Annotated in this window: 25 protein-coding genes; 15 read left to right on the top strand and 10 right to left on the bottom strand. The window is 66.2% G+C overall.

Annotation, left to right across the window (positions count from 1 at the left end; all coding sequences use genetic code 11):
* Nucleotides 1–3 precede the first annotated feature (3 nt).
* From ABNX08_RS27160 to ABNX08_RS27150, 3 genes are all read right to left on the bottom strand, one after another.
* Complete coding sequence (locus tag ABNX08_RS27160; protein ID WP_022538798.1) at nucleotides 4–1,035, bottom strand: ABC transporter permease; 1,032 nt, start codon at nucleotides 1,033–1,035, stop codon at nucleotides 4–6.
* 159 nt (nucleotides 1,036–1,194) lie between these two features.
* Nucleotides 1,195–2,757 carry a sugar ABC transporter ATP-binding protein gene (locus ABNX08_RS27155; RefSeq protein WP_041681796.1) on the bottom strand — a complete coding sequence of 521 codons (1,563 nt, stop codon included), beginning with the start codon at nucleotides 2,755–2,757 and terminating at the stop codon, nucleotides 1,195–1,197.
* Between the two features lie 13 nt (nucleotides 2,758–2,770).
* A complete protein-coding gene (locus tag ABNX08_RS27150) occupies nucleotides 2,771–4,039 on the bottom strand; it encodes an ROK family protein (RefSeq protein ID WP_022538796.1) in 1,269 nt (422 codons plus the stop codon).
* Nucleotides 4,040–4,259: 220 nt separating this feature from the next.
* On the opposite strand from ABNX08_RS27150, the gene ABNX08_RS27145 reads away from it, so the two are divergent.
* Nucleotides 4,260–4,604 carry a hypothetical protein gene (locus ABNX08_RS27145; protein WP_022538795.1) on the top strand — a complete coding sequence of 115 codons (345 nt, stop codon included), beginning with the start codon at nucleotides 4,260–4,262 and terminating at the stop codon, nucleotides 4,602–4,604.
* A gap of 40 nt (nucleotides 4,605–4,644) precedes the next feature.
* Here ABNX08_RS27145 and ABNX08_RS27140 read toward each other — a convergent pair whose 3' ends face one another.
* From ABNX08_RS27140 to ABNX08_RS27130, 3 genes are all read right to left on the bottom strand, one after another.
* Nucleotides 4,645–4,974, bottom strand: coding sequence for a hypothetical protein (locus ABNX08_RS27140; protein ID WP_022538794.1), 330 nt, complete (start codon nucleotides 4,972–4,974; stop codon nucleotides 4,645–4,647).
* Between the two features lie 46 nt (nucleotides 4,975–5,020).
* On the bottom strand, nucleotides 5,021–5,572 hold the full coding sequence (locus ABNX08_RS27135) for a DUF3455 domain-containing protein (protein ID WP_022538793.1): 552 nt from the start codon (nucleotides 5,570–5,572) through the stop codon (nucleotides 5,021–5,023).
* A 206-nt stretch (nucleotides 5,573–5,778) separates the two neighbouring features.
* The gene (locus tag ABNX08_RS27130; protein WP_022538792.1) at nucleotides 5,779–6,618 is read right to left on the bottom strand and encodes a penicillin-binding transpeptidase domain-containing protein; all 840 of its coding nucleotides are present in this window, start codon (nucleotides 6,616–6,618) and stop codon (nucleotides 5,779–5,781) included.
* Between the two features lie 143 nt (nucleotides 6,619–6,761).
* Here ABNX08_RS27130 and ABNX08_RS27125 point away from each other — a divergent pair, with 143 nt between their 5' ends.
* Nucleotides 6,762–8,426, top strand: a complete 1,665-nt coding sequence (locus tag ABNX08_RS27125) for a hypothetical protein (RefSeq protein WP_022538791.1) — start codon at nucleotides 6,762–6,764, stop codon at nucleotides 8,424–8,426.
* A 182-nt stretch (nucleotides 8,427–8,608) separates the two neighbouring features.
* Here ABNX08_RS27125 and ABNX08_RS27120 read toward each other — a convergent pair whose 3' ends face one another.
* Entirely contained in the window at nucleotides 8,609–8,914 is a 306-nt protein-coding gene (locus ABNX08_RS27120; RefSeq protein ID WP_022538790.1) for a zf-TFIIB domain-containing protein, read from the bottom strand.
* Nucleotides 8,915–9,082: 168 nt separating this feature from the next.
* On the opposite strand from ABNX08_RS27120, the gene ABNX08_RS27115 reads away from it, so the two are divergent.
* The 3 genes from ABNX08_RS27115 to ABNX08_RS27105 all read left to right on the top strand — a co-directional run bounded on the left by ABNX08_RS27115 (nucleotide 9,083) and on the right by ABNX08_RS27105 (nucleotide 10,734).
* Nucleotides 9,083–9,664 (top strand): M23 family metallopeptidase, encoded by a 582-nt coding sequence (locus ABNX08_RS27115; protein ID WP_374063719.1) that lies wholly within the window; start codon nucleotides 9,083–9,085, stop codon nucleotides 9,662–9,664.
* A 91-nt stretch (nucleotides 9,665–9,755) separates the two neighbouring features.
* A complete protein-coding gene (locus tag ABNX08_RS27110) occupies nucleotides 9,756–10,277 on the top strand; it encodes a hypothetical protein (RefSeq protein WP_349606710.1) in 522 nt (173 codons plus the stop codon).
* 13 nt (nucleotides 10,278–10,290) lie between these two features.
* Nucleotides 10,291–10,734 carry a fimbrial protein gene (locus ABNX08_RS27105; protein ID WP_349606712.1) on the top strand — a complete coding sequence of 148 codons (444 nt, stop codon included), beginning with the start codon at nucleotides 10,291–10,293 and terminating at the stop codon, nucleotides 10,732–10,734.
* A 151-nt stretch (nucleotides 10,735–10,885) separates the two neighbouring features.
* On the opposite strand, the gene ABNX08_RS27100 is transcribed toward ABNX08_RS27105, so the two are convergent.
* Nucleotides 10,886–11,911, bottom strand: a complete 1,026-nt coding sequence (locus ABNX08_RS27100; protein WP_022538788.1) for an alpha/beta fold hydrolase — start codon at nucleotides 11,909–11,911, stop codon at nucleotides 10,886–10,888.
* A 55-nt stretch (nucleotides 11,912–11,966) separates the two neighbouring features.
* On the bottom strand, nucleotides 11,967–12,506 hold the full coding sequence (locus tag ABNX08_RS27095) for a thioredoxin family protein (protein WP_022538787.1): 540 nt from the start codon (nucleotides 12,504–12,506) through the stop codon (nucleotides 11,967–11,969).
* A 245-nt stretch (nucleotides 12,507–12,751) separates the two neighbouring features.
* Here ABNX08_RS27095 and ABNX08_RS27090 point away from each other — a divergent pair, with 245 nt between their 5' ends.
* From ABNX08_RS27090 to ABNX08_RS27070, 5 genes are all read left to right on the top strand, one after another.
* Complete coding sequence (locus ABNX08_RS27090; protein WP_022538786.1) at nucleotides 12,752–13,492, top strand: response regulator; 741 nt, start codon at nucleotides 12,752–12,754, stop codon at nucleotides 13,490–13,492.
* A gap of 53 nt (nucleotides 13,493–13,545) precedes the next feature.
* On the top strand, nucleotides 13,546–14,805 hold the full coding sequence (locus ABNX08_RS27085) for a HAMP domain-containing sensor histidine kinase (RefSeq protein WP_051370022.1): 1,260 nt from the start codon (nucleotides 13,546–13,548) through the stop codon (nucleotides 14,803–14,805).
* Nucleotides 14,806–15,154: 349 nt separating this feature from the next.
* On the top strand, nucleotides 15,155–15,517 hold the full coding sequence (locus ABNX08_RS27080; protein ID WP_022538784.1) for a hypothetical protein: 363 nt from the start codon (nucleotides 15,155–15,157) through the stop codon (nucleotides 15,515–15,517).
* A 71-nt stretch (nucleotides 15,518–15,588) separates the two neighbouring features.
* Nucleotides 15,589–16,005: an organic hydroperoxide resistance protein gene (locus ABNX08_RS27075; protein WP_022538783.1), complete on the top strand. Its 417-nt coding sequence runs from the start codon at nucleotides 15,589–15,591 to the stop codon at nucleotides 16,003–16,005.
* A gap of 433 nt (nucleotides 16,006–16,438) precedes the next feature.
* A complete protein-coding gene (locus ABNX08_RS27070) occupies nucleotides 16,439–17,563 on the top strand; it encodes a GNAT family N-acetyltransferase (RefSeq protein ID WP_022538782.1) in 1,125 nt (374 codons plus the stop codon).
* Nucleotides 17,564–17,680: 117 nt separating this feature from the next.
* On the opposite strand, the gene ABNX08_RS27065 is transcribed toward ABNX08_RS27070, so the two are convergent.
* On the bottom strand, nucleotides 17,681–19,915 hold the full coding sequence (locus ABNX08_RS27065; protein WP_022538781.1) for a polysaccharide biosynthesis tyrosine autokinase: 2,235 nt from the start codon (nucleotides 19,913–19,915) through the stop codon (nucleotides 17,681–17,683).
* 528 nt (nucleotides 19,916–20,443) lie between these two features.
* Between ABNX08_RS27065 and wbpA the strand changes: the two genes are divergently transcribed.
* The 5 genes from wbpA to ABNX08_RS27040 are packed head-to-tail and all read left to right on the top strand — an operon-like array spanning nucleotide 20,444 to nucleotide 25,936.
* Nucleotides 20,444–21,760: a UDP-N-acetyl-D-glucosamine 6-dehydrogenase gene (gene wbpA / locus ABNX08_RS27060; protein ID WP_022538780.1), complete on the top strand. Its 1,317-nt coding sequence runs from the start codon at nucleotides 20,444–20,446 to the stop codon at nucleotides 21,758–21,760.
* A gap of 18 nt (nucleotides 21,761–21,778) precedes the next feature.
* The gene (gene wbpB / locus ABNX08_RS27055; RefSeq protein ID WP_022538779.1) at nucleotides 21,779–22,729 is read left to right on the top strand and encodes a UDP-N-acetyl-2-amino-2-deoxy-D-glucuronate oxidase; all 951 of its coding nucleotides are present in this window, start codon (nucleotides 21,779–21,781) and stop codon (nucleotides 22,727–22,729) included.
* A 7-nt stretch (nucleotides 22,730–22,736) separates the two neighbouring features.
* Nucleotides 22,737–23,318, top strand: a complete 582-nt coding sequence (gene wbpD / locus ABNX08_RS27050; RefSeq protein ID WP_022538778.1) for a UDP-2-acetamido-3-amino-2,3-dideoxy-D-glucuronate N-acetyltransferase — start codon at nucleotides 22,737–22,739, stop codon at nucleotides 23,316–23,318.
* Nucleotides 23,319–23,363: 45 nt separating this feature from the next.
* On the top strand, nucleotides 23,364–24,479 hold the full coding sequence (locus ABNX08_RS27045) for a DegT/DnrJ/EryC1/StrS aminotransferase family protein (RefSeq protein WP_022538777.1): 1,116 nt from the start codon (nucleotides 23,364–23,366) through the stop codon (nucleotides 24,477–24,479).
* Entirely contained in the window at nucleotides 24,476–25,936 is a 1,461-nt protein-coding gene (locus ABNX08_RS27040) for a lipopolysaccharide biosynthesis protein (RefSeq protein ID WP_374063718.1), read from the top strand. The genes ABNX08_RS27045 and ABNX08_RS27040 overlap by 4 nt, the downstream gene beginning before the upstream one ends.
* Nucleotides 25,937–25,966 lie beyond the last annotated feature (30 nt).

Here is a 25,966-nt window from a genome sequence, read left to right as displayed (position 1 = left end):
CTGTCAGGTACGGGCAGAGCCCTTCTGGCGATAGCGGTCGAGCGCCACGGCGCCGATGATCACCAGGCCCTTGATGATGTATTGCCAGATATCCGACACACCCAGCAGGATCAGCCCGTTGGACAGCACCGCGATGATCAGCGCGCCCACCAGCGTGCCGGCAATGGAGCCGACGCCGCCAACGAAGCTGGTGCCGCCCAGGATCACCGCGGCGATCGCATCGAGTTCATACGACTGGCCCAGCTGCAGCCCGTTGGCCGCATACAGCCGCGACGCCGACATCACGCCGCCCAGCCCGGACAGCAGCCCCGACACCGCGTAGACGAACAGCAGCACCACCCACACCTTGATGCCCGACAGGCGCGCCGCCTCGGCATTGCCGCCGACCGCGTAGATCTGCAGGCCCAGCACCGTGCGGCGCAGCACCACCCACGACACCGCCACCACGGCGGCGGCGATCACCACCAGCCACGGCACGCCCAGCAGGTCGCCGTTGCCAATGAAGGCAAAGCCGATATCCGGGTTGTAGACCGTGCTGTCATTGCCTACCAGGCGCGCCAGCCCGCGCACCGCGGTCAGGCTGCCGAGCGTCACGATAAAGGGCGGCAGCTTCATGAAGGCGATCAGCGCGCCGTTGACCAGGCCGAACAGCAGGCCGCACAGCAGCGCCGCCGGCACGCTCAGCGCGGCGAGTTGCGGCATCAGCGATACCAGCATTGCCACCACCGCGGACACCGACAGGATCGACCCGACCGACAGGTCGATGCCGCCGGTCAGGATCACGAAGGTCATGCCCGCGGCCAGCACCAGGTTGATCGACGCCTGCTGCGCGATGATGGAGAGGTTCTGCAGGCTGGCGAAGTTCTCGGTCAGCAGCGAGAAGCCGAGGCACAGCAGCACCAGCACCGGCAGCATGCCGAGAGCGCGCAGGCGTTCCTGCGTGGTGGCGCGGCCAGTGGCGCCGGCCAGGGCAGGGCGGTTGGCAGGGGCGGCAGCCGCGGCCGCGTGGGCCGTGGGATGGAGGGGATTGCGCATGGTGTCTCCTGATCGCTGAATGTCGGGCCTGTGTCGGCCGGTTTGTCTTGGGGCGGTCGTGTTCGTGTCCGAGGTGGCTTTTGCTATGGCGTTTCCGAAATCGCTTGTTTGCTCCGCTCTCCCACTTCATGGGAGCGGGGAGCAAACAGCCCGCTTCGATTAGTGCAGGGTGGGCTGGCCGGCCCCCGTGGCAAGCGCGATGATCTGCTCCTGCATGGCCGCGGCATCGGCACTGCCCGGCACCTCGCCAACCAGCTCTCCCTCGCGCATCACCAGCACGCGGTCGCACAACCCGACCACCTCTGGCAGTTCGCTGGAAATCAGCAGCACCGCCACGCCGGAACGCGCCAGCTCATTGATCAGCCGGTAGATCTCCGCCTTGGCGCCGATATCCACGCCGCGCGTGGGCTCGTCCAGGATCAGCACGCGCGGCCGCGTTTCCAGCAAGCGCGACAGCATCACCTTCTGCTGGTTGCCCCCGGACAGCGACCCCACATTGATCTGCGGATGCGCCACGCGGATGCCGAGCGACCGGATCGCCGAGGCAGTGCGTTGCCGCGCGCTGGCGCGGTTGAGGCGCCCGCCGCGCAGCGCATCGCGCGCCGCTACGATCAGGTTGATGTTCTCGTGCACGCTCTGGTCCAGGAACAGGCCTTGCAGCTTGCGGTCCTCGGTCAGGTAGGCGATGCCGGCATCGATCGCCTGGCGCGGGCTGGTGACGGCCAGCGGCGTGCCGGCGACGAAGACCGCACCCTCGGTGCGCGCATCGGCACCAAAGACCAGCCGTGCCAGTTCGGTCCGGCCGGCGCCGACCAGCCCGGCCAGGCCCAGTACCTCGCCGGCGCGCAGGTCGAAGCTGCACGCGCGCACGCGGCGGCCGTCGGTCATATTGCGTACGGACAGCATGATCTCGCCCGGCTCGACCTCGCCATGGGTGCGGGTGTAGAAGCCGGACAGGTCGCGCCCGACCATCATCTTGACCAACGCGGCCCGCGTCAGCTGCTCGCGCTCCAGGGTGCCGACGAAGCAGCCGTCGCGCAGCACGGTGACGCGGTCGGCCAGCTCATCGATCTCTGCCATGCGATGGCTGATGTAGATGATCGCCATGCCTTCGGCGCGCAACTGGCGGATCAGCGCGAACAGCCGATCCGTCTCGCGCGTGGACAGCGGCGTGGTGGGTTCGTCCATCACCAGGATGCGGGTCTCGAAATGCACCGCGCGGGCGATCTCCACCAGCTGGCGCTGCGCGATCGACAGCGTATGCACCGGCGTCTCCGGCGTGAAATCCGCCCCCAGCCGCGCCAGCGTGGCCTCGCAGCCGCGCGCCATGCCGGCGCGGTCGACCATGCCGCGGCGGTGCAGGTGGCGGCCCAGGTAGATGTTCTCGGCCACGCTCAGGTTGGGCGCCAGGCTCAGCTCCTGGTAGATCACGGCCACGCCATGCGCGCGCGCCGTGGCCGGGCCGTCGATCTCCACCGGCGCGCCGCCGATGCGGCATTCGCCGCCGCCATCGGCGATATAGGCGCCGGACAGGATCTTCATCAGCGTGGACTTGCCCGCGCCGTTCTCGCCCATCAGCGCATGGACCTCGCCGGCATGGACGGTGAGTTGCACGTTGCTGAGCGCCTTCACGCCCGGGAAGGTCTTGGAGATATTGCGCAGTTCGAGCAGGGGAGCGGGGCCGCTTGCCTGCGCGGCGTGCAGGTGCGGCGGCAGGGGCATCGCCCCCATGGCTTCAGACAATGGCATGGCTTGCCTCCGGAACGATGGCGGACGCACCCCGAAGCAGTTCGGCGCGCGGCGAGAAGTTCATGAACATCGGCAGCGATGCGGCACCGACCGCGCCGGCGTTGGCGCCAAAGCAGCCGCGTACCACCGTGGCGGGGGCGCGCGCTTCGGGCGCGCTCTCGTCCAGCGCCTGCTGCAGGCGCGCGATCAGCGTGGGCACCAGCCCGCCGTCGATATCCGCGTCGAAGATCACCAGCGGCACGTCGAGTACCGCCAGCGCGGATTGCAGCGCGGGGGCCAGCGCATCGACGCAGTCGTCGATCCATTCCTCGACCGCCGGGTGGGCCAGTTCGACCTGGCGCTGCAGGTCGGCGTGCCCGTTGACCGTCACGCCGTGGTGGCGCAGGTGGCGCGTCAGCGCGTTGAGGGAAGCGCGCGATAGCAGGATGTCGCGTCGCCTGCCGTTGCCGGCCACGGCGGGCGCCGATGACAGCGTGCTCGGGGGCACCGGCATCATCGCGATATCGCCGGCATTGCCGGACACGCCGCGCACGCAGTCGCCGTTGAGCACCACGCCGCCGCCGATGGCCGGCCCGAGGAACACGTAGAGGAAGTGCTGGGCGTGATGCCGGCCGTAGAACAGTTCGGCCACCGCGGCGGCGGTGCCGTCGTTTTCGCTGAAGACGGGCAGTCCGGTGGCGGCGTTGAGCATCGCCGGGAAGTCAGCCTGGTCCCAGGCGCGAAAGCTGGCCTGGAAGGCCTCACCCTGCACATCGAGTTCGCGCAGCCAGGCGCCCAGGTTGTACGGCTGCGCCACGCCGATGCCGAGCAACCGCTTCTGTTCGGCGGCGCTGAGCAGGGCGCGCATCTCCGCGATGTCGTGCCGCACGGTCTCGAGCGCCTGGTCGGGGTGGGGCAGCACCAGCTGATGGGCGCGGCTGGCCAGGATATGGCCGGCAAAGTCCACCATCACCACTTCTATGCTGCCCCGGTCCAGCCGCACGCCGATGCCGAAGGCCCCCTTGGGCTGCAGCCGGATCAGGCTGGCAGGCTGGCCGCGCTGGCCTTCGGTGCGGCGCCCGGCCTGCTCGATCAGGCCTTCTTCGGCCAGGGTCTGCACGATGCTGCCGACCGCCGTGTTGGTCAGCTGCGCCATGCGCGCCAGGTCGGCCTTGGAGGCCTCGCCGGCGCGGCGCAGTGCCAGCAGCAGCGCGCGTTCGTTATACAGGCGCAGGCTGGCGGAATTCACGCCACGGCCCGCTTTGGATGCGGTCATCTTGTCTCCGTCCTGTCGGCTCGCTTCAGGGGCGAGCGGTATTAATTAATTCATGCTGAATTAAATGATACCGGGGCCCAGAACTCAACCACGGGAAAACCCGGAGGGCGTATTCGCCTCATGAGCCGTTCCGGGCGGCGGGGCGCGCCCGCCGCCGCCTTGCGTGCAGTCACGGCGGCGGCTAGCGTGGAAAGGCAACGACTGGCAACGGGGAGCCCCAATGAAAGCCCGTGCAGAACCCGGCAACTGGAGCCACTTCTATATCCTCGACAAAAGGAACCGGCCGGTTCAGGTAGCCGGCCGCGAAGAATGGCAACGCTGGATGGAGGAGAACGACCCGGTATTCCGCCGCACCGTGTTGGAGGACAGCGGCGGCACCACGGTCACCACGCGCTTCCGGGGCGTCGCCGAGGCGATGGGGAATCCGGTGCTCTTTGTCACGCGCGTGACGGGCATGGGGGAACAGGACAACGAGAGCTTTGGGTCGCCCACGCTGGAGGCCGCGCTGACGCTGCATGAGGAGATCGTGCAGAAGCGGTTGAGGCAGCTGACAGGTAAGGCCTAGCGGTGGCCCGTTCGCAGCGCCGGGGCCGCCGCCGTGTGGCTTACTGCTTCGACATCTGCGTGACGAAGTACCCGCCGGTGCCGGTGCGGCCGGACATCACCAGCGTGTGCTTGTAGCGCGTGTCCTTGGTGACCAGGATGCTGCTATCGGCCGGCATGAACCGGATCGCGGCATAGCCCGTGTGTGGCAGGCAGGCCGACAACCCGCAGGAAGTTGTCCCGGGCTTTGGCGGCGTACCCGCCACGACATCCACGACATAATGATTTTTGGCCGAGCCAGGCTCCGCCAGCGTCACGGCGCCTTGCAGCGTGCAGACCCGGGTGCCGCTGGTATTGGTGCCGGTGAGGCTGCCGGCTTCGTCGATTTGCATCTCGAACGCGTCCTGCTTCCAGCTGCCGGCGATCGCCCGGCCTGCCTCAGGCCGCCGCCTTCCAGAACAGGTAATCGGCCTGGTACCGGACCGTCTGCGTAGCGCCGCTGTTGGCCGCGCCGCAGGCCGCTGCCGGTGCAACCCCGCCGCGGGTGGCCACGCGCTGGATATACGTCACGCCGGTCATCATGCCGCTGCCTTGCGCCGGATTGGCCTTGACCAATTGATGGGGGATATTGCCATCTCCGCCCGGCGCGATCGCAACCTGGGTGGCGGTCACCTTCGATCCGTCGTTCGACTCCCAGGTGGCCGGCGGGCCGTAGTACTTGCCGACGGGCTTGCCGCCGCGGTCGCTAAGTACGGCGTCGGGGCCCACGAAGGCCCATTCGAACTGGTCGCCGGCATTGGCTTTGGGCCGGCACATATAGCGCAGCTCGCCGGTGCCGACCGTCTGCATGGCGAGCTGGTGCCCGGCAGGTACCCGGATGGTGTCGGCAACCGCGGGGGCGGCCATCATGCCCCCGTGGCGCATGTCGCTGGCACAGGCGGCGAGCGCGACGCAGGCGGAAAGCGGAACAAGCAGGGTGGGGCGGATCATGGTCTGGCTCCTGGTTTGGCTAGGGTGCACGCAGCCGGCAGGCTGCATTGGCTTGTACTCACCAGCCGGCCGTTTGGATGCGGCCGGCGGCAAATATTTCTGCAACCAGCGGGCTGAGACCGGTCAGGCGGTCTGTATATGTCTCTTGGCCTGAATTTCATCGCCGTCCTACCGTTCCAGGCAGCCCGTGCCAGGAAGCGCCCGCCTCAGTCTGACAGCGCACCCGCTTGCCGCAGCGCGGCGCGTGCAATCTCCATCCGTGCCTTGGCATGCTCCGGCCGCACCAGGTCCAGGTTGAGCGCAAAGAGGTAGTTGTCGCCACCGCGTTCGACCCAGCCGACCAGCCAGCCCACCGCAGGCTGCGCCGAATCCGCCCAGCCGGTCTTGGCATGCAGCGTGTAGCCGGCGCCGCGTTCCATCACCGTGATGTCGTCCACGGCCGCGAACGTGGCCGGGGAGAACGGCAGCGTGCGCTGCACCAACCCCTTCAGGAAGTCGATCTGCTGGTAGGCCGAGATCCGCAGCGTGCCGTTGAGCCAGAAGCGGTCGACCGGCCCGGAGCTGTCGGCATTGCCATAGTGCGATGCGCTCAGGTAGCGTCGGTACGCCGCGCTGCCCACCCGCCGTGCCAGCGCCTGGTAGGCGGGAACGCAGGAGTTGGGAAAGGCCACGCGCAGCGGCACCTCGGCGTTGCATGCCTCGGGCAGGATGGCCTTGCCGCCGACCAGCCAGACCTTGCCGTCCCATGGCAGCTTGTCATGGTCGACATCGGCGACGGCGCCGCTTTCCAGGCCGATCAGCGAGTTGAGGATCTTGAAAGTCGACGCCGGCGAGTACTGCGTGGCAGCGCGTTGCGGGTTGTACGTCAGCATCCGGTCGCGCCGCAGGTCGTAGATGACCATGGTGCCGGCGGTGCCGGTCTCGCGAAAAAGTGGCGCGGCTTCCAGGGGGACTTCCTTCGGGGCTGCGACAGCGGCGAGGGTGGAAACCAGCAGGCCGAGGCCGACGGCCACCGGTGTCAACAAACGGGCGAGGCGATGGTTCATGGCAGTGGAGAGTTGGAGTTGAGTGGCAATCCGGGCCCGGACCGTGGTGCGCAGCATAGGAGAGCGCCCAGGCAACGCCAACCGGCGCCGCTGTAACTTGCGTAACATGCCGGGGTCGCGCCACCAACACGCCTGATTGCCCGATGCCAGCCACTCCCGCCCTCATCCATATCGACCTGTCCGCCCCGTACCGGGTTGATGGCCAGCCAGCGCGCTACCAGTCGGTGTGGCTGCTGGCGCGGATCTGGCACGCGCAGCGAGCCGGGGAGGGCAGCGTGCCGGCGTCGGCGGTGCGCTGCGCGTTCCCGGCGGCGGCCAACCTACGCATGCTGGTGTCGCGCGCGTTTGCCGACTTTGCGCGCTGGCAGGTGGCGGTCGGGTGGGGTGCGGATGCGCGGCGCGATCCCGACACGGCCAACCCGGCGCACCGCAGCCGCGGGCCGTTCTGGATCACGGCCGCGAGCGCGCGGCGCCTGCGCTTCATTGTGCACGGGCGCACCGTGGGACCGGCTGCAGTGGCCCGGCACCTGGGCTTCAGCGCGGCGGCGCTTGCGCCCGCGCCAGGCAGCATCGACGGCGTCGGCTATGTGATGCGCGACATGGCCTTCTGGAGCCAGCTGACCCAGGCCATGCGCAGCGCGCAGGACGGCTATGCCGGCGCGCACGGCTCGGCCGTGGCGGAATTCTTCCGCACGGCGCAGCGCAGCGCCGCCGACGCCTTCCAACAGGCGCTGGCGCTGCTCAAGGAGAGCCTGGCGTGGCGCCGCTGCGGCCGGCTGGAGCAAAGCCGGGCCGCGCTGCGGCGCTTCGACCGGCTGGCGCAGGGTGGCGATATCAGCGCGGCGATGCCGACCTTCGCCGCCATGGGGCACGTGGTGAGCGCGTGGGAGCGCTACACCCGCGGGGACAACGATGGCGCCGGCGCGGGACTGGCCGCGCTGCGCGCCGATGCCGAGCTGGGGCTGGTGGTGCGCTACAACCCGCGACTGCGCTTTGAGGTGCTGAACCTGGAAGCGCTGCTGCATAAGGCCGAGGCCATGCGAGCGCCAGGCGCCGGCGCGGTGCCGCCGGCACAGGCCGCGCAGCGGGCGCTGGATGCCTTTGCCGGCGCGCTGCAGGCGGCCTATGAAGCGGATTCGGTCGATGCCGTGCAGCATGCCGCCGCCAATATTGGACTGTGCCTGTGGCTGTTCTGGCGGCACGGGCGGATCGATGCGGCACGCGAGTTGTCGGCGGGCGCGGTGCAGCGGCAGGCGATGCGCTGGCTGGGGTTGTCGGAATGGATCTGCGACCGTTTCGGCGTGGGCGGCGGCACCGCCTGGAATGCAATCTTCCTGCTGCGCATTGCGCGCGGCAGCAGCGGACCGGACGCACCGCAGGCAGGGAAGGGCGAGGGCAGCGGCGTGCCGACGGCGGCGGCCAGCATGGCCGCGTTCCGCCGCCAGCGGCCGCTCTCGGTGGCCGAGGCCATCGATGCGCTGCGTCCCTTCCACGCGCCGTTCGCGCCGGCCAAGGGCTTTGTGCGCTGGTCCGCGGTGGCGGCCTTCGCGCTGGAGGACCATGACGCCGGCCACGTCAGGCTGGGGCCGCTGCAGCTGGCCAACCTGCTGCTGGAATCGGCGTGGTACCTCACCCATGAGCAGGGCGCGACGGCGAAGGCCTGTGCCGCGGCGGAGCGGTTGGTTGCACAGTTGCCCTCGCTGCGTGCAGCGGAGCGTGCGTTCTTTGCGGCCGAGATCCGGGCGTTGCCGCCGGAGTTGCGCGATGCCGCGGCGGAGGCAGGCAGGGGGCGGCGCAAGGGTGGGTAGGGAGGAACGAAAAAGGGGCGACTGCATGTCGCCCCTTGGGTGAGTTTGGCGGGTGTTGGATGACCCAGGACACCATGCTTGTTGAACCGCCTGCCCTGTCCCCCGGCCCCGCTCGCGCAGGCGGAAGAGGAGCACACCGGCGGCCTGCCGTGCGTGTCAGCCCGGGTCAGGACAAGCGAGGGTCAATCAAACAACTCTTGCCAGATGCTCTTCTTGCGATAGTGCTTCTGCTCGCGCTCGTAATGGCGGTCGCGGTCGCCGTGGCTGCGGTCCTGCTCATAGCCGCGCTCGTAGCCTTGCTGCTGCGGCGGCGGGCTTTGCATCGCGGCGGGTTGCACTGCCGCGGCGGGGGCCGCGGAGCGCTCCAGGATCTTGTCGAGTTCGCCGCGATCCAGCCATACGCCGCGGCATTTGGGGCAATAGTCGATCTCGATACCCTGGCGCTCGGACATCACGAGTTGCGTCTGCGGGCATACCGGACAATCCATGGTTTCTCCTCTTTGCTGTGAAACGGTCGTGGTAAGACCGGTGCGGCGGGGGTTGGTTCGCCGCAATGCGCGGGAAAAAGTGCTGTGAAGGACGCAATCAGGGCGGCGACCAGCCCACGGGCAAGGGGCAGCACGGAATTTGTCGCCCGCACCACCGTCGAAGCGGGTATGCCTTTGTCTCCTCCCGAAACCCGTTCCCCATCCAACGCGCGGACCTTCTCGCGCCTGGCATGGCTCGCCGCGCTGACCGCCATGGTCTGGGCCGCCTGGCCCTGGCTGCAGCCCCAGCTCGAACGCGCGATCTACGCCGCCCGCCTGTCCGCGCGCGCGGCGCTGGTGGCGCTGCCGGTGCCGGTCGAAGGTGTCGCGCAACGCGCGCTGCGCGATACCTGGCACGGCATGCGCTCGGGCGGCCGCAAGCACGAAGGCATCGACATCTTTGCGCCGCGCGGCCGCCCGGTGTTGTCGGCGACCGAAGGTATCGTCACGCGCGTTGGCACCAACCGGCTGGGCGGCAAGGTGGTGTGGGTGATGGGTCCGGGCCGGCAGTTGCACTACTACGCGCACCTCGACGACTACGCCTCGATCCGCGCTGGAGATATCGTCGCGGCGGGGAGCGTGCTGGGCTATGTCGGCACCACCGGCAATGCGCGCGGCACGCCGCCGCATCTGCACTACGGCATCTACACCGCGGGCGGCGCGATCAACCCGTTCCCGCTGCTGAAGGGACCAGCGGCGGCAGGACCATGAGGGCCCATGCCGGGCTTACGTCAGCCCGTTGCGCACCGCGTAGCATATCCGCCCACCGATCACCATAAGTCTAATATGTTGGGAAATGGATATGTTTAAGCATAAATTGTCAAACGTTTTGTTTCTGATATTGATCGCTTTAATTTCAAATAATTCTCAGGCAACTTGCACTGGGTTGGCACCGATTACTCAGATTGTTCTGAATTTTCCTTCGACTATTGTGGTTGGGCGAGATGTGGCTGTTGGACAAACAGTTGCACGCGCTCAAACCATTGATGGCTCTCACAGAAGTATTCTGAGTTGCGACTCGTCAGGCGGGACTCAATTCCATAGCGGGACCCGTTCCATGGTTCCTGGTTATACCAATGTCTACGATATTGGAGTTCCGGGCTATGGTTTGCGACTTTCGCAACAAAATAGCTCGGGTACTCCATTCTGGTATGTACCTTCTGTAGAGAAGTATTCGTACGCTCTCGGCGTATATTGGATTGCTGTTGTGTATTTTACCGGTGAAATTATCAAGACGAGCAACGCTGGTGGCAGCGGCCCAATAAATCCTTGGCAATATGCAATCCTTGCCGGCGATGGCAATACGGTGTTCGTGAACTGGTAAGTTGCGGCAGGCAGTGCAATTAAAACCCACCACCTGTACTGTGACGAATCCGGTAATTAATGTGGTGATGCCGGCAATAAAGAGCAACGCGTTGGGCGGGATCAACGGGACATCAGCTGTGCAGCCATTTGCAATCAATCTTGACTGCCCTTTGGCGGGACCGAAGGTGTATGTGACGCTGACGGATGCCACCACACCGGGAAACACTGGCAGCACGCTATCGCTGGCGAACGGATCCACCGCGACTGGCGTTGGACTCCAGGTGCTCAGCGGAAGCACGGTGGTGAGTTATGGTCCGGATTCGGCTGTGGCGGGCAATCTTAATCAATGGCAGGCTGGCACTTCGGCCGGCACTGCGATGAGTATTCCGCTCGGCGTTCGCTATATCCAGACCGCCTCGTCGATGGGTGCGGGGCTGGTCAAGGGGGCGGCAACCTTCACGATATCGTATCGGTAGTCACCAGGTGAGCTAAGAGGAATCCTGTGCGTCCTGATGCAGTGCCGGGATACAACGTGGCCGGGGGCGACAGTAGTGGCCGCCGGGCGTGACAAGCGCCCATCCGGCCGCGGCGAAACCTGCTACCGCAGCCGGCGGATGGCGCGACCGCTCAAAGCTTCGCCACATCCAGCACCGCTTGCGCAAACGCCTCCGGTGCTTCCTGCGGCAGGTTATGCCCCGCGCCCCGGATGATCCGGTGCAGCCGCTTGCCCGAGAACTTGCCCGCATAGGCCTTGCCGTCAGTGGCCGGCACCACCCCGTCGGCATCACCGTCCAGCGTGATGGTCGGCACGCCGATCACCGGCCCCGCGGCCAGGTGCTGTTCCAGCGCGTCGTAGGCGGGCTCGCCCTCGGCCAGGCTCAGCCGCCAGCGGTAGTTGTGGATGACTATGGCGACGTAGTCGGGGTTGTCGAACGATGCCGCGCTGCGCGCGAAGGTGGCGTCGCTGAAGTCCCAGCGAGGCGAATTCGCCTTCCAGATCAGCCGGTTGAAGTCGCGCCGGTTGGCTTCGTAGCCAGCGCGGCCGCGCTCGGTCGCGAAGTAGTACTGGTACCACCAGCCATGCTCGAGCGCCGGCGGCAGCGGCGCCTTGTTGCGCTCGCGGTTGTTGATCAGGTAGCCGTTGACCGACACCATTGCGCGGCAGCGCTCGGGCCAGAGTGCGGCGATGATATTGGCGGTGCGCGCGCCCCAGTCATAGCCTGCCAGGATCGCCTGCGCGATGCCGAGCGCATCCATCAGTGCGATGATGTCCAGCGCCACCACGGCCTGCTGCGCGTTGCGCGGGGTTTGCCCGGAGCGGAAGCGGGTGGTGCCATGGCCGCGCAGGTGGGGCACGATCACCCGGTAGCCCGCCGCCGCCAGCTGCGGCGCCACCTCGGCAAAGCTGTGGATGTCGTAGGGCCAGCCGTGCAGCAGGATCACCACCGGGCCGCCGGCGGGACCGGCTTCGGCGTAGCCGATATTGAGCACGCCGGCGTCGACCTGCTTGAGCGGTCCGAACGCGGGCGGCGCGCCGGCGCCGCCGGGCCCGGCGGATTGCGCGTGCGCGCTGCCGATCAGGTCCAGCCCGGCGATGGCGATGGCGGCGGTGCCGAACAGCAGCCGGCGGCGGTGGTTGATGGATTCAGGCATGACGATGTCCCTTTGTTGTTGTGCATGGAAGGATTGTGCGTGAAAGGCCGCGCGCTTACTTGCGCGCAGCCAGTGCCTGCTGGATCGCCGCTTCGGTTTCCTTGTAATTGCCTTCGCCAAAATGCTTGTAAATCACCTGGCCGTTGGCATCGATCAGGTAGAGCGCCGGCCAGTACTGGTTGCGCCAGGCGTTCCAGGTGGCATATGCGTTGTCCTGCGCCACCGGGTAGCGGATATCGAAGCGCTTGATCGCGGCCTGCACGTTGGCCGTCGATTTCTCGAAGGCGAACTCGGGCGTATGCACGCCGACCACCACCAGCCCCTTGTCGCGGTATTTGTCGTACCACTGCCGTACATGGGGCAGCGTGCGGATGCAGTTGATGCACTCGTAGGTCCAGAAATCGACCAGCACGACCTTGCCGCGCAGCCCGGCCACGGTCAGCGGCTCGGAGTTCAGCCACTTCTCGATGCCGGTGAACTCCGGGGCCTTGCCGTAATCGCCGGGTCCGGCGGACGGTGCGGCAAAAGGTGCCGCGGCATAGACGGCCGCGACGACGGCCGTGGTGGCGAGCAGGGTGCGAAAGATGGGGTACATGGTTCAGGCTCCGGACAGGGTGGCGGGCACGGCGAGGTGCGTTAGCCGCATTCCACCGCCCGTGCGTATCCCGGTTGTTTCCGGAACCGGGTCAGATTGCAATGTTTCATGTCTGCCCCCGTTCCAGATACAGAGCGATACAAAGCGCTCCACCCGCCGCCGCATAATGGCGGCACCCGGGCCCAGGCCGCGCATGGCCGCCCGATCATCCACCCGACCATTCCGCCCCGTTTTGCAGGCGCCCCATGACCCAGCAGGACCATATCCTTATTGTCGACGATGACCGCGAGATCCGCGAGCTGGTGGCCGCGTATCTCGAGCGCAGCGGCATGCGCGTCACCCTGGCCGCCAACGGCCGCGAGATGCGCGCAGGACTGGACAATGGCGCGGTCGACCTGGTGGTGCTCGACCTGATGCTGCCCGGCGAAGACGGCCTGGCGCTGTGCCGCGACCTGCGCGCCAGCGAGCGCCGCCACCTGCCGGTGCTGATGCTGACCGCCCGCAACGAAGAGGCCGACCGCATCCTGGGGCTGGAGATGGGCGCCGACGACTACCTGGTCAAGCCCTTCGCCGCGCGCGAGCTGCTGGCGCGCATCCGCTCGGTGCTGCGGCGCACGCGCATGCTGCCGCCCAACCTCCAGGTCACCGAGGCGGCCAGCATGCTGGCGTTCGGGCCCTGGCGGCTGGACACTACCGCGCGGCACCTGCTCGACGAGCAGGACGTGATCGTCGCGCTCAGCGGTGCGGAGTACCGGCTGCTGCGCGTGTTCGTCGACCATCCGCAGCGCGTGCTCACGCGCGACCAACTGCTCAACCTGACGCAGGGGCGTGATGCCGAGCTGTTCGAGCGCTCCATCGACCTGCTGGTCAGCCGCCTGCGCCAGCGCCTGGACGACGATGCGCGCGAGCCGCGCTACATCAAGACCGTGCGCAACGGCGGCTACGTCTTCACCGCCCCCGTCGAGATCCGCGAGGCACGGCCGTGAACGGCGGCGCGCGCAGGGTGCTGGCGTGGCCGCGCACGCTGTTCGCGCGCCTGATGGTGATCCTGCTGGTCGGCCTGGTGCTGGCGCAGGGGCTGTCCTTCGGACTGGTGATGATGGAGCGCCGGGAGGTGGCGGACCGGCTGATGCTGGGCAACCTGGAGATGGACGTGGCCAGTTCGGTGGCGATGCTCGACATGCTGCCGGCGGAGAAGCGCGGCGCCTGGCTGGAGCGGATGCGGCGGCAGAACTACAGCTACCGGCTCGATGCCGGCACGCCCGGCGAACCGCCGCGTTCGGAGCGGGCGCGGCGGGCCGTGGACACCATCGCGCAGGCATTGCAGGGCCGCTACGAGGTCACTGCCAGCAAGGCGCCCGGCAGCCGCGACCGCTTCCAGGTCCACCTGCGGCTGCGCGACGGCAATCCGCTGACCATCGACGTGCATCCGGCCGGCACGCTGTTGTCGTCCTGGCTGCCGGTGCTGCTGGCGGTGCAGCTGGCGCTGCTGGCCGGCTGCGCCTGGATGGCGGTGCGGCTGGTGACGCGGCCGCTGCACCAGCTGGCGGCCGCGGCGGAGAACCTGGGCCCGGACCTTAAGGCCGACCGGCTCCCTGAAAGCGGCCCGGCCGAGGTCGCCCACGCCGCAGCCGCCTTCAACGCCATGCAGGCGCGCATTGCCGGCTACCTGGCCGAGCGCGTGCAGATCCTGGCCGCGATCTCGCACGACCTGCAGACGCCGATCACGCGCATGCGGCTGCGCGTGGACCTGATGGAGCCATCCGAGGCGCAGGACAAGATCTACCACGACCTGCGCGCGATGGAGCACCTGGTGCGCGAAGGCGTGGCCTATGCCCGCACGCTGCACGGCGCCAGCGAGGCCCAGGCGCGCATCGACCCCGATGCGCTGCTCGACAGCCTGGCGGGCGACTATCTCGACGCCGGGCACAACATTGCCGTCCATGGCAGGGCCGGCACGCCGATCCTGACACGCCCGCAGGCGCTGCGGCGCATCCTCGCCAACCTGATCGACAACGCGGTCAAGTTCGGCGGCGACGTAACACTGGCCGTCTCGCGGCAGGCCGATGGCGCGCTGGCCATCGCCGTGAGGGACCGGGGGCCAGGCATTCCGGAGGCCGAGCTGGAGCGGGTGATGCAGCCGTTCTACCGCCTCGAGACCTCGCGCAATCGTGGCACCGGCGGCACCGGCCTGGGACTGGCGATCGCGCAGCAGCTGACGCAGGCGCTGGGCGGCACGCTGGCGCTGGCCAATCGCGATGGGGGTGGGCTGCAGGCCACCTTGACCTTGCCGGCCTAGCGCGCGATGTGCCGGGGCCGTCATCGGCGGCGGGCCCGGCGGCAGTTGTCTTTCCTTCCTTCGCTCCCCTTCTTCCTGCCGCGCTTAGGTGGCTTGCGGCCGTCCCGCCGCTGGCGCTCGCCCGTCGCTTTGTATGGCTTTGTATCTGGCGTCAGCGGAGATACGTGCGCTGACCATTCCGGCGCCGTCCTGCTATTTGCCAGATACACCGGTCGGCTTCAATGCATCTCGTGGCGCGGCGCAACGGCAGATCACCGATCTCCCAGCCGGCGCCGCGATACCGGCCACGCCGTTCGTTGCGGCAACGGCCCATCGACCGAGCCCTGCAACTGACACACGGAGCGTCCAAATGCCTTCTACCAATTTCTCCCGCCTGGCCCGCCAGATCCTGACCACCGTGGCCATCGCCGCCGCCCTGGGCGCCACCGCGCAGGCCGCCTCCGCCGCCGTACGTCCGGGCGACCATGACGTCGGCGGCATCGCCGCGGCCCGCACGGCCGACCGCGACGCCTTCACGGACGGCGCCCGCGCCGGTGAGCGCAGTCCCTTTGTCGACGGCGCACGCATCGGCACGCACGATGTCTTCACGGACGGCGCGCGCGGTGCCGGCGACGCCGCCACCATCGCCCGCATCAGCAACCGCGACGGCTATACCGAGAGCGAGCATGCGCCGGCCAATGGCGATCGCGCCGCCTTGCACGCCGCTGCCTGATTTCCCCTCCTGCCTGGCTGAGCGGTGCACGCTGGCCAGGCTTTTTTTTCATCCTCAATAAGGACCATGCCATGACCGAATCCGTAAAGATCATCTACACCGGCAAGACCCGTACTTCCGGAGGCCGCGAAGGCGCCGCGCGCAGCGACGATGGCCGGCTCGATATCAAGCTGTCGGGGCCGGGCAGCGCCGGCGCCGGCACCAATCCGGAGCAGCTGTTTGCGGCCGGCTGGTCGGCCTGCTTTATCGGCGCGATGAACAAAACCGCGGCGAAGCAGAATATCGTGCTGCCCGCGGACGTCGCGGTCGACACGGAAGTGGACCTTGCGATGAATGACGACGGATATTTCCTGCAGGCGCGGCTGAACGTGAGCCTGCCGGGCGTGCCGCGGGAAGCTGCCGAGGCGGTGGTGGCGGGCGCGCACCAGATCTGTCCGTACTCCAAGATGTCGCGGGGGAATATTGACGTAGCGATCCGTATCGTTTGAGGGATGTAGTGGCGATGCTCCGCTGGGCTTTGAGATAGCCTGGCAGCGTGTACACGCCGACGGTTTGCTCCTCTCTCCCGCAAGCGGAAGAGGGGAGCACACGAGCGGTACGCGAGGGTAGGTCTTCTGTGCGGCTCCCGCAGGCATCGATGCAAACCGATGCTTGGTACGGGAAGGCACACAGCCGCACCCTTTACTCGCCCAGATCAGACGCAAAGGCCCTAGAATCTGGGCCATGTCGCGCGTCACTGCAATGCTCCGCGCATTCATACTTCCGCTGCGGACTGCCATCGGAGGCGAGGGGCATGTCGAGCGTGAACGCTGTTGAAATGCCCCCGCCATGCTGGCGACTGTTTGCCAAAGCCGCCCAGCCGTCTTGCCCCAGCCAAAGTGCTCCAATCTCAACAGCCGGCTAACGGCATGGAAAGAAGGGATGAACATGTCGAATGTGATTGCCCGTGTCGCGACGGAGCCTGCCCAGCCGACTGCCCACCCCGTCCGTCAAGAGGACACTGACCACCGTGCCGGTCCCCATGCTCCGGCGGCAATCGGGCCCGCTGATGCCATCGGGCAGATCCCTGAAATCGACGTTGCGGGTGACGCGGCGCAAGGCCGGTACCGCCAGCATTGCAATACCACTCCATATATTCCGCTATTCAGCCAGGCGTGGTGGCTGGATGCCACCGCCGGCCCCGGGAACTGGAGTGCTGCACTGGTTGAACGCGGTGGCCAGGTGGTCGCAAGCCTGCCCTACGCCCCCCGGCGCATGTTCGGGTTCTCAGTCATTGCCCAGCCAGCGCTGGCCAAGATGGCCGGACCGTGGCTGGCACCGATGGACGGAAAACCACCGAGGGTGCTGGGTCAACAGAAGGAGTTGATGGACGAACTGATTGCGCAGCTGCCGCCGTTCGACCATTTCCAACAGCACTGGGATGCCAGCCAGACCAATTGGCTACCCTTCGCCTGGAAGGGATTCCGCCAGACCACGAAGTACACCTACGTGCTCGATGACCTGTCGGACACGGATGCAATCTGGAATGGCATGCAGCCCAACATCAGGGCCGAAATCCGTAAGGCGGGCTCTCGCCATGGCCTTCAGGTGCGCGACGACCTTGGTATCGAGGCGTTCATCAAGCTGAACAGGCAGGTCTTCACCCGGCAAGGCATGCGGCTACCCTACACGGACGACTACGTACGCCGCCTTGACGCTGCGTGTGCGGCGCGAGGGGCACGCAAGATCTTCATTGCCGAGGATAAATTGGGCCGCCGTCATGCAGGCGTCTATTTGGTCTGGGACGGGCGCGTCGCCTATTACCTGATGGGAGGCTCGGACCCGGTGCTCCGGACCAGCGGCGCGTCCAGCTTGTGCATGTGGGAAGCGATCCGCCATGCCTCGGGCGTGGCGCGCACGTTTGACTTCGAAGGGTCGATGCTGGAGCCGGTCGAGCGCTTTTTCAGGGCATTCGGAGCCAGACAGCAGCCTTACTTCTTTATTCAGAAGACACCATCACGCATACTGCTGACGTACCTGTTCCTGCGTTCGCTCCGCAATCCATAAGGAATCGCTGATTACGATAAGGGGCTCTCGCGTCGACGCGAGGGCCCCGCTTGCGTCCGATTTCCGTGATGCGGAAGGCGAAGGCAGTCTGAGCGCGATTTCCCGGCGCGCTTGCGTTCAGGCGTGCTTCTCCGTGCGGCCGTACTCGCTGAGATAGCGATACTTGCCATAGTAATAGTGCGAGCGATACCAGCGGCCTTCGACGTTGAGGCCGTTGAATAGCACGCCCTTGACCTCGGCACCCGCCTGGCGGATCGCCCGTTGGGAGGCCTGCAGTTCGCCCGCGGTGGTCGTTTCCGCGCGCGCCACCAGGAACACCGCACCGGCCTTGCCGGCGAGAATGCCCGCGTCGGCGGCGGCCAGCACAGGTGGCGTGTCGATCAGGACCAGGTCATAACGCGACCTGAGCTCATCGAGCAGGGCGTCCATGCCCGGGCTCTGCAGAATGTCGGCCGGGTGCGGTGCTTCCCTGCCGGCCGCGATGAAATCCAGCCCCTTCACTACCTGATGCCGCAGTGCCTGCTCCAGCGGCATGCCCATCAGCACGTCGGTCAGCCCGGGGCTGCGCTGCAGGCCGAAGCCATGGTGCAGGCCACCGCGGCGCAGGTCGGCGTCGATCAGCACCACGCGGCGTCCGCTGGCGGCGATCGCGGCAAAGTTCGCACAGATGAAGGACTTGCCGACGCCCGGCGCCGGGCCGCTGATCACCACGACGCGGTTGTGGCTGCCAGCCAGCGCGAACTGCAGCGCGGTGCGGAAGGTGCGCAGGCTCTCCACGGCGGGGTCATTCGGCAGCATGCGCGCCAGCAGTCCGGCATCGTCCTTGTCCGCCGACTGCAATCGCGCCTGCTGTGCGCTGAACGGGATGGTCGAATAGACGGTCATGCCTGTCTGTCGCTCCACCTCGTCGGCGTCGACGACGCCGCCCTCCAGCAAGCGCCGCGCGATCGTCACCAGCAGACCCGCGAGCAGGCCCAGTACCACGGACAGGCTGGCGATCAACCGGCGGTTGGGACTCTCCGGATTGACCGGCACTTCAGCGGGATCGATCAGGCGCGCGGTACCGACCTTGCTGGCCTTGATCAGCCTGAGCTGCTGGACGTCGTTGAGCAGGGACTGCAGCATTTCAGTGCTGACCTTGACGTCGCGCATGAGGCGCAGCACGTTCCGCTCGACATCGGGCAGGTTCTGGATCCGCCCGGAGACGCCATTGAGCTGTGCGTTCAGACCGGCGATCTGGCCATCGACGATGGCAAGTGCGGGGTGGTTGTCGGTGAAGCGCGCGGCCAGTTCCTGGCGCTTCTGCTGCAGCTCCTGCAGCCTGGTCTGTATCTGCACCGACTGCGCCAGGGCCAGCTTGGATTCCTCGCCCAGGTCGATCGTGCCGCGCTGGCCCCGCATCGCGTTGTAGCGGGTTTCGGCTGCTTCGACCTGCTGTCGGACCTGGGGCAACTGCTGCTCCAGGAGGGTGAGTGACTTCTCCGCTTCGGCGCCCCTGCGGCGAACGTTCTGGTCGACGTACGCCGAGGCGATCTCGTTGAGGATGGCTGCGATCATTGTCGGTGAGCCGCCTTCCAGGGCTACGCCGATCACGCCGCTCTGCCTGCCGCGTTCAGATATCCTCAACTGTTCTTGCAGCCTGGAGATGGCGGTGGCGCGAGGCAGGCGGCGCAGCACAAATTTGCTGCCGGCGCGGCCATCGAGCTGGCTGACCAGGAGCTTCACCGTGCCGCGCCCGGTAGCAATCGTCAGCGGCAGGCCTACGGTGCCGGTCGCCCTGGTATCGTCACTGTCAAAACTGACACGGTACTGGTTCCCGCCCAGCGCGGTGAGATGGATCCTGCTCCCCTCCATCTGCGGCGGTACTTCGAGCTGGCCCACGCCGACCGACTCCTTGCCCCACGCGAAGCCGCCCCAGCCGAACAGGCCGGGCGTGGACAGATCGGGATGAATGCCAGCGATGACCCGGCCGATCAAGGGGAAATAGCGTGGCGCGGCCTCGATATCGAGGTGCAGGTTGTCGACCGCCTTGCCTACCACAATCCGAGACCGCAGCAGTTCGATCTCCGCAGTTGCCGCCGTCTTCGCGTCGAATACCGGCGCGATGGCGGTTGCCAGCCTGCCAGCACCGGCGTCGCCATTGGTGTCTTCCACTTGCACCATGATGTCGGTGCGATAGACGGGCTTGGCGAGGAATGCATAGACCAGTCCGACACAGATGACCATGCCGGCCACAGCAAGAAAGGTCCAGCGGTAGCGCACCAGCACATCGACATAGGCGGTCAGATCGACCGGTTTGCCGCCCTCGTCCCTGGCATCCGGAACGTCGTTATGCATGCTCACGACTTTCATGTTCGCCTCCTGTGCGACGGCTGGCGCGATACCTCTACTCACAGGTCAGAAGCAAGAGGCCTGAAGAACGAGCGCATGAGCATCGGATTGCATCCAGTTCGTGCAAGCTGCTCGAGAATTCGCGACGACACCGATCCCCCGATAGGGGCATCCTAGGAAGCCATGCCTCCAGCATCGGTGCGCTGTCGCACATTGCTTGCGCGTGCAGCGTCGCGTGCAGGACGGTGTGGTCCTGCCTCCGTCGATTGGACGATAACCGTTAGGACGATTCCGCTTCCGTTGGCCAGTCCATTAGTCTGGCAGCGCCGTCCCGGCACGCCGGCACTGGCGCCGGGATCGTGGTACCCGCGCTCCCAACCAATAGCCAGTGCAGGTTCCGGCATATGTGTGGGTGACAACAGTTCCACATTTTTGGCGGTCGAGGCACTTCTACAATCGGAGCAGAGCCCATTCGCCCAGCGCTGTCCCCTCGTAGCCAGGCCGGCCTGATCGACCTCTTCGATTCACCACAACAAAGCAGATTCCACCATGTCGAGCCAAATCGCCAAAGACCTCATCGACCGGATCAAGAACAGGGAGTCCATTATCGGCATCGTCGGCCTGGGCTATGTCGGGCTTCCCTTGATGTTGCGCTACTGCGCGATCGGGTTCCGCGTGTTGGGTATCGACATCGACGAGAACAAGGTCGACAAACTCAATGCCGGCCAGAGCTATATCGAGCATATTCCCGCACGCAGCATTGCCCGGGCACGCGAGACCGGGTTCGAGGCCACCACGGATTTCGAGCGCGCAGCGGAGTGCGATGCCATCATCCTGTGCGTGCCGACGCCCCTCAACAAGCATCGCGAACCTGACATGAGCTTCGTCATCAATACGACGGACTCCATCAAGAAGTACCTGCGCGAAGGACAGGTGGTGTCGCTGGAAAGCACCACCTACCCCGGCACGACCGAGGAAGAACTGCTGCCGCGTGTGCAGGAGGGCGGGCTGGAGGTGGGCAGCAACATCTTCTTGGTCTACTCGCCGGAACGCGAAGACCCGGGCAATGGCAAGTTCGAAACCCGCAGCATTCCCAAGATCGTCGGAGGGCAGACGCCGGCCTGCCGCGAGGTCGGCATGGCGCTGTATGAAGCGGCGATCGACCGCGTGGTGCCGGTCAGCTCGACCAAGGCGGCCGAGATGACCAAGCTGCTCGAGAACATCCATCGCGCCGTGAACATCGGCCTGGTCAACGAAATGAAGATCGTGGCCACGCGGATGGGGATCGATATCTTCGAAGTGGTCGATGCCGCTTCCACCAAGCCATTCGGCTTCACCCCGTACTACCCGGGGCCGGGCCTGGGCGGGCACTGCATCCCCATCGATCCCTTCTACCTGACCTGGAAGGCCCGCGAGTACGGTTTGCATACCCGCTTCATTGAATTGTCGGGTGAAGTCAACAAGGCCATGCCGGAGTATGTGGTCGGCCGGCTGATGGAGGGGCTGAACCAGCAGGGCAAGGCACTGAAGGGCTGCCGGGTGCTGGTGCTGGGCATTGCCTACAAGAAGAATGTCGATGACATGCGCGAGTCACCCTCCGTCGAGATCATGGAACTGGTCCGGGCGCGGGGCGCGACGGTCGCCTACAGCGATCCGCACGTCCCTGTGTTCCCGAAGATGCGCGAGCACCATTTCGAACTGTCGAGTGTGCCGGTCGACGGCGAAACGCTCAGCGGCTTCGACGCCGTGGTGCTGGCCACCGATCACGACGGCTTCGACTACCTGCTGATCCGCCAGCATTCGAAGCTCCTCGTCGACAGCCGCGGCAAGTATCGCGCGGCGCAAGCGAATATTGTCAAGGCCTGAACACACGGGGACGCCAGCGTGAAACGATTCGCACTGATCGGCGCTGCCGGCTACATCGCGCCACGCCACATGACGGCCATCAAGGATACCGGCAATGAGCTGGTGTCGGCCTACGATATCAATGATTCGGTGGGCATCATCGACAGCATCTCGCCGCAGAGCGAGTTCTTCACCGAATTCGAACGCTTCTATGACCATGCCTGGCGCCTGCGGCGCGAACCCGCCGCGGCGCTGGACTACGTCTCCATCTGCTCGCCGAACTACCTGCACCAGCCGCATATCGCAGCCGGCCTGCGCCTGGGCTGCGATGTGATCTGCGAGAAGCCGCTTGTTCCCACGCCCGAGTTGCTCGATGAGCTTGCCCTGGTCGAGCGAGAGACCGGCCGGCGCGTGTTCAACATTCTGCAGCTGCGCCACCACCAGGCCATCCTCGACCTGAAGGACAAGGTCGCGAGCGAGCACAACGGGCACAAGCACGAGGTCGAGCTGACCTACATCACCTCGCGTGGCAAGTGGTATATGGAGAGCTGGAAGGGCGACACGCGCAAATCCTTCGGCGTGGCCACGAATATCGGCGTGCACTTCTACGACATGCTGCACTTCATCTTCGGCAAGCTGCAGCGCAATGTCGTGCACCACAGCTCGGACAACAAGGCGGCGGGCTACCTCGAGTACGAGAATGCGCGCGTGCGCTGGTTCCTCTCGATCGATGCCGGCGACCTGCCCGCGGCGGTGAAGGGAAGGAAACCGACCTATCGCTCGATCACCGTGGACGGCGCCGAGATCGAGTTCTCAGAAGGCTTCACCGACCTGCACACCGTCAGCTACCGGGAGATACTCGCGGGCCGGGGCTACGGCCTGGACGACGCGCGCCACTGCGTGGAAACGGTCAACACGATCCGCTCGGCACGCGCTGCAGCGCCCCGCGACGACGAAGGCCATCCTTTCCTGCAGCAACTTCTTGCCTGAGGTTCTGATGACATACCAGATACATCCCTCTGCCATCGTTGACGAAGGAGCACAGATCGGCGAAGGATCGCGCGTCTGGCATTTCGTGCACGTCTGCGCCGGCGCGCGCATCGGCAGCCACTGCTCGCTCGGCCAGAACGTGTTCGTCGGCAACCGTGTCGTCATCGGCGACCACGTCAAGGTGCAGAACAACGTCTCCGTCTATGACAACGTCACGCTCGAAGATGGCGTCTTCTGCGGCCCCAGCATGGTGTTCACCAACGTATATAACCCTCGCTCGCTGATCGAGCGCAAGGACGAGTACCGCGACACGCTGGTGAAGCGGGGCGCGACGCTGGGCGCCAATTGCACCATCGTCTGCGGTGTCGTGATCGGCGAATATGCCTTCGTCGGCGCCGGCGCCGTCGTCAACAAGGACGTGCCGGCCTACGCGCTGATGGTCGGCGTGCCTGCACGCCAGATCGGCTGGATGAGCGAATTCGGCGAGCAGCTCGACCTGCCAGTGCGCGGCGAAGGCGAGGCCGTGTGCCCGAATAGCGGGCAGCGCTACGTCCTGGATGGCGCCACGCTACACAAGGCCGCGGCCTGAGGCAGTGCCCCGGCTTGCCGAATCTGTCTGCAGAGGAAATTTGCCATGATCGAGTTTATCGACCTCAAAGCCCAGCAAGCCCGCATCAAGTACAAGATTGACGCTGGCATCCAGCGGGTGCTGGCGCACGGTCAATATATCCTGGGCCCGGAGGTCGAGGAACTGGAGCAGCGGCTGGCGCACTATACCGGCGCCCGGCATTGCATCAGCTGCGCCAACGGTACGGACGCGCTGCAGATCGCCCAGATGGCGCTGGGCATCGGCGCCGGCGATGAGGTCATCATGCCCGGCTTCACCTATATTGCCACCGCCGAAACCGTGGCCCTGCTGGGAGCGAAGCCGGTCTATGTGGACGTGGATCCGCGCACCTATAACCTGGATCCGGCGGCACTCGAAGCCGCTATCACGCCCCGCACCAGGGCCATCGTCCCGGTCAGCTTGTATGGCCAGTGCGCAGATTTCGACGCCATCAACGCCATTGCCGAACGCCATGGCATCCCGGTCATCGAGGACGCCGCGCAGAGCTTCGGCGCCGCCTACAAGGGCCGCAGCAGCTGCAATCTGTCCACCATCGCCTGTACCAGCTTCTTTCCCAGCAAGCCGCTGGGTTGCTACGGCGACGGCGGGGCGATCTTCACCAACGACGACGAACTGGCCAGGGTGATGCGCCAGATCGCCCGTCACGGTCAGGACCGGCGCTACCATCATGTCCGCGTTGGCGTGAACAGCCGGCTGGATACGTTGCAGGCGGCCATCCTGCTGGCGAAGCTGTCGATCTTCGATGAGGAGGTGGCGTTGCGCCAGCAAGTGGCGGTGCGGTACGGGGAACTGTTCCGTCGCGGTGGGTTCGAGGCCACGCCGCATGTCGAACCGCACAACCTCAGCGTGTATGCGCAGTACACGATTCGTGTCCAGGATCGCGACGCCCTGCAGGACGAACTGAAGGCCGCAGGGATACCCACCGTCGTGCACTATCCGCTGCCGTTGAACCGGCAGCCCGCAGTAGCCGCTTGCCAGGCCCGCCTGCCGGTCGGCGACGCAATGGCGCAGCACGTGTTGAGCCTGCCAATGCATCCTTACCTCGACATGGCAAGCCAGCAGGCCATTTGTTCAGCAATTCTCCAACTTGTCATGCGCCAGCCAGAGCGAGTCGTGCCTTGACCAAGCAAGCGCTTGCCGCGGACCCCGACACGGCAGCGAAGCCGCGCGTAGGCAGAAGTGTAGGCGTGCTGGTCAGCGGGCAGGCCGCCGCGCAGGTACTCACGCTGGCGGCATCGCCAATTCTGACCCGCCTCTATGCTCCGCAGGATTTTGGCGCCGTGGCGGTCTTCGCGGGCCTGCTGGCGTTCTTCGGCGTTGTCGCCTGCCTGCGCTACGACGCGTCGATCGCCCTGCCCGCCAGCGACCGCGATGCCGAGAACCTGGTGGCTTTGTGCCTGCTGTGTGTTGCGTCGACTACCGCGCTATGCGGGCTCGGCGTGCTGCTGTTCGGTGATTCGCTGATCCTGGCCCTGAACTGGTCGATCGACGCCAGCGTTCTCTGGCTGCTCCCCTTCGGCGTTGCTTCGGCCGGACTCTACACCGTGATCGAGAGATGGATGGTCCGGATGCAGTACTTCGGCCAGTTGGCGCAGACCAGGCTGCTGCGGTCCCTGATTGCAAACCTGGTTCAACTGGGAGGCCACGGCTTCGGCGTATTGGCCTTGATAGGCGGAACAGTGATCGGGCATGGCACCGGCGGACTTTTCTACGCAATCAGGGAAATCCGGCGCAGGCGGGGCGGCAACATAAAAGTGCTCCGGATCGTTGCCCTTGCACGCCGCTACAAGGACTTTCCGCTGTATTCCACCTGGACGGCCATATTCAATGTGGCAGGCGTGCACCTGGTGCCGCTGATCTTCTCGGCATTGTTTGGCGCTGCGGTAGTGGGCTACTTTGCTTTTGCGCTGCGCATGGTGTCGGCGCCGACCACGCTGATCGGCGCCGCGATCGGCAGCGTATTCTTCGCCCAGGCCCCGGCCGCCCTGCGGGCCGGCCGCCTGCCCGAGGTGGCCGAGGCGCTGCGCCGGAAGCTGGCCAACGCCGGCATCCCGGCGCTGGTGCTGCTTATCTGCGCCGGGCCGGACCTGTTCGCAGCCGTGTTCGGTGAACGGTGGCGCATGGCCGGCCACTATGCGCGCTGGATGGCACCCTGGATCTATTTTCAGTTCCAGTTCTCTCCGCTGTCCTGCCTTCCCGATGTGATGGAGTTGCAGAAGATGGAACTGACCGCGCAGTTCAGCACCTTCGCAATTCGTCTTGCCACGCTGGCAATGTGTTACGGATTCAGCGTTCCGGCGGACCCGAGCATTGCCGTGTTTTCGGTGGTGAGCGCCTTCGCCTATCTCGGGATGCTGGCCCTGTTCATGTCGCGAGTGGGGGTAGGGCTCAGGGCAATGATGGCGCACGATGCGAGACGGATTCTCGTCTTCTGCGCCTGGGCGCTGCCGTCGATATTGCTGTTCAGCGGCGAACCCGACTGGCGCACTCTTGCCAGCGCGATTTACTTCCTGGCGCTTTCGGCGTTCTGGATGCGGCGCACCCTGCGCGAGACGCGCCCCGGCACCGGCCAGACATGAAATGGGTTGTAGACGGAGTGACAAGCGCAG

It is taken from the genome of Cupriavidus sp. DF5525 (genome assembly GCF_040149425.2).
GTDB classification, from domain to species: Bacteria; Pseudomonadota; Gammaproteobacteria; order Burkholderiales; family Burkholderiaceae; genus Cupriavidus; species Cupriavidus pickettii_A.
This window is presented reverse-complemented; position numbering and strand designations above follow the sequence as displayed.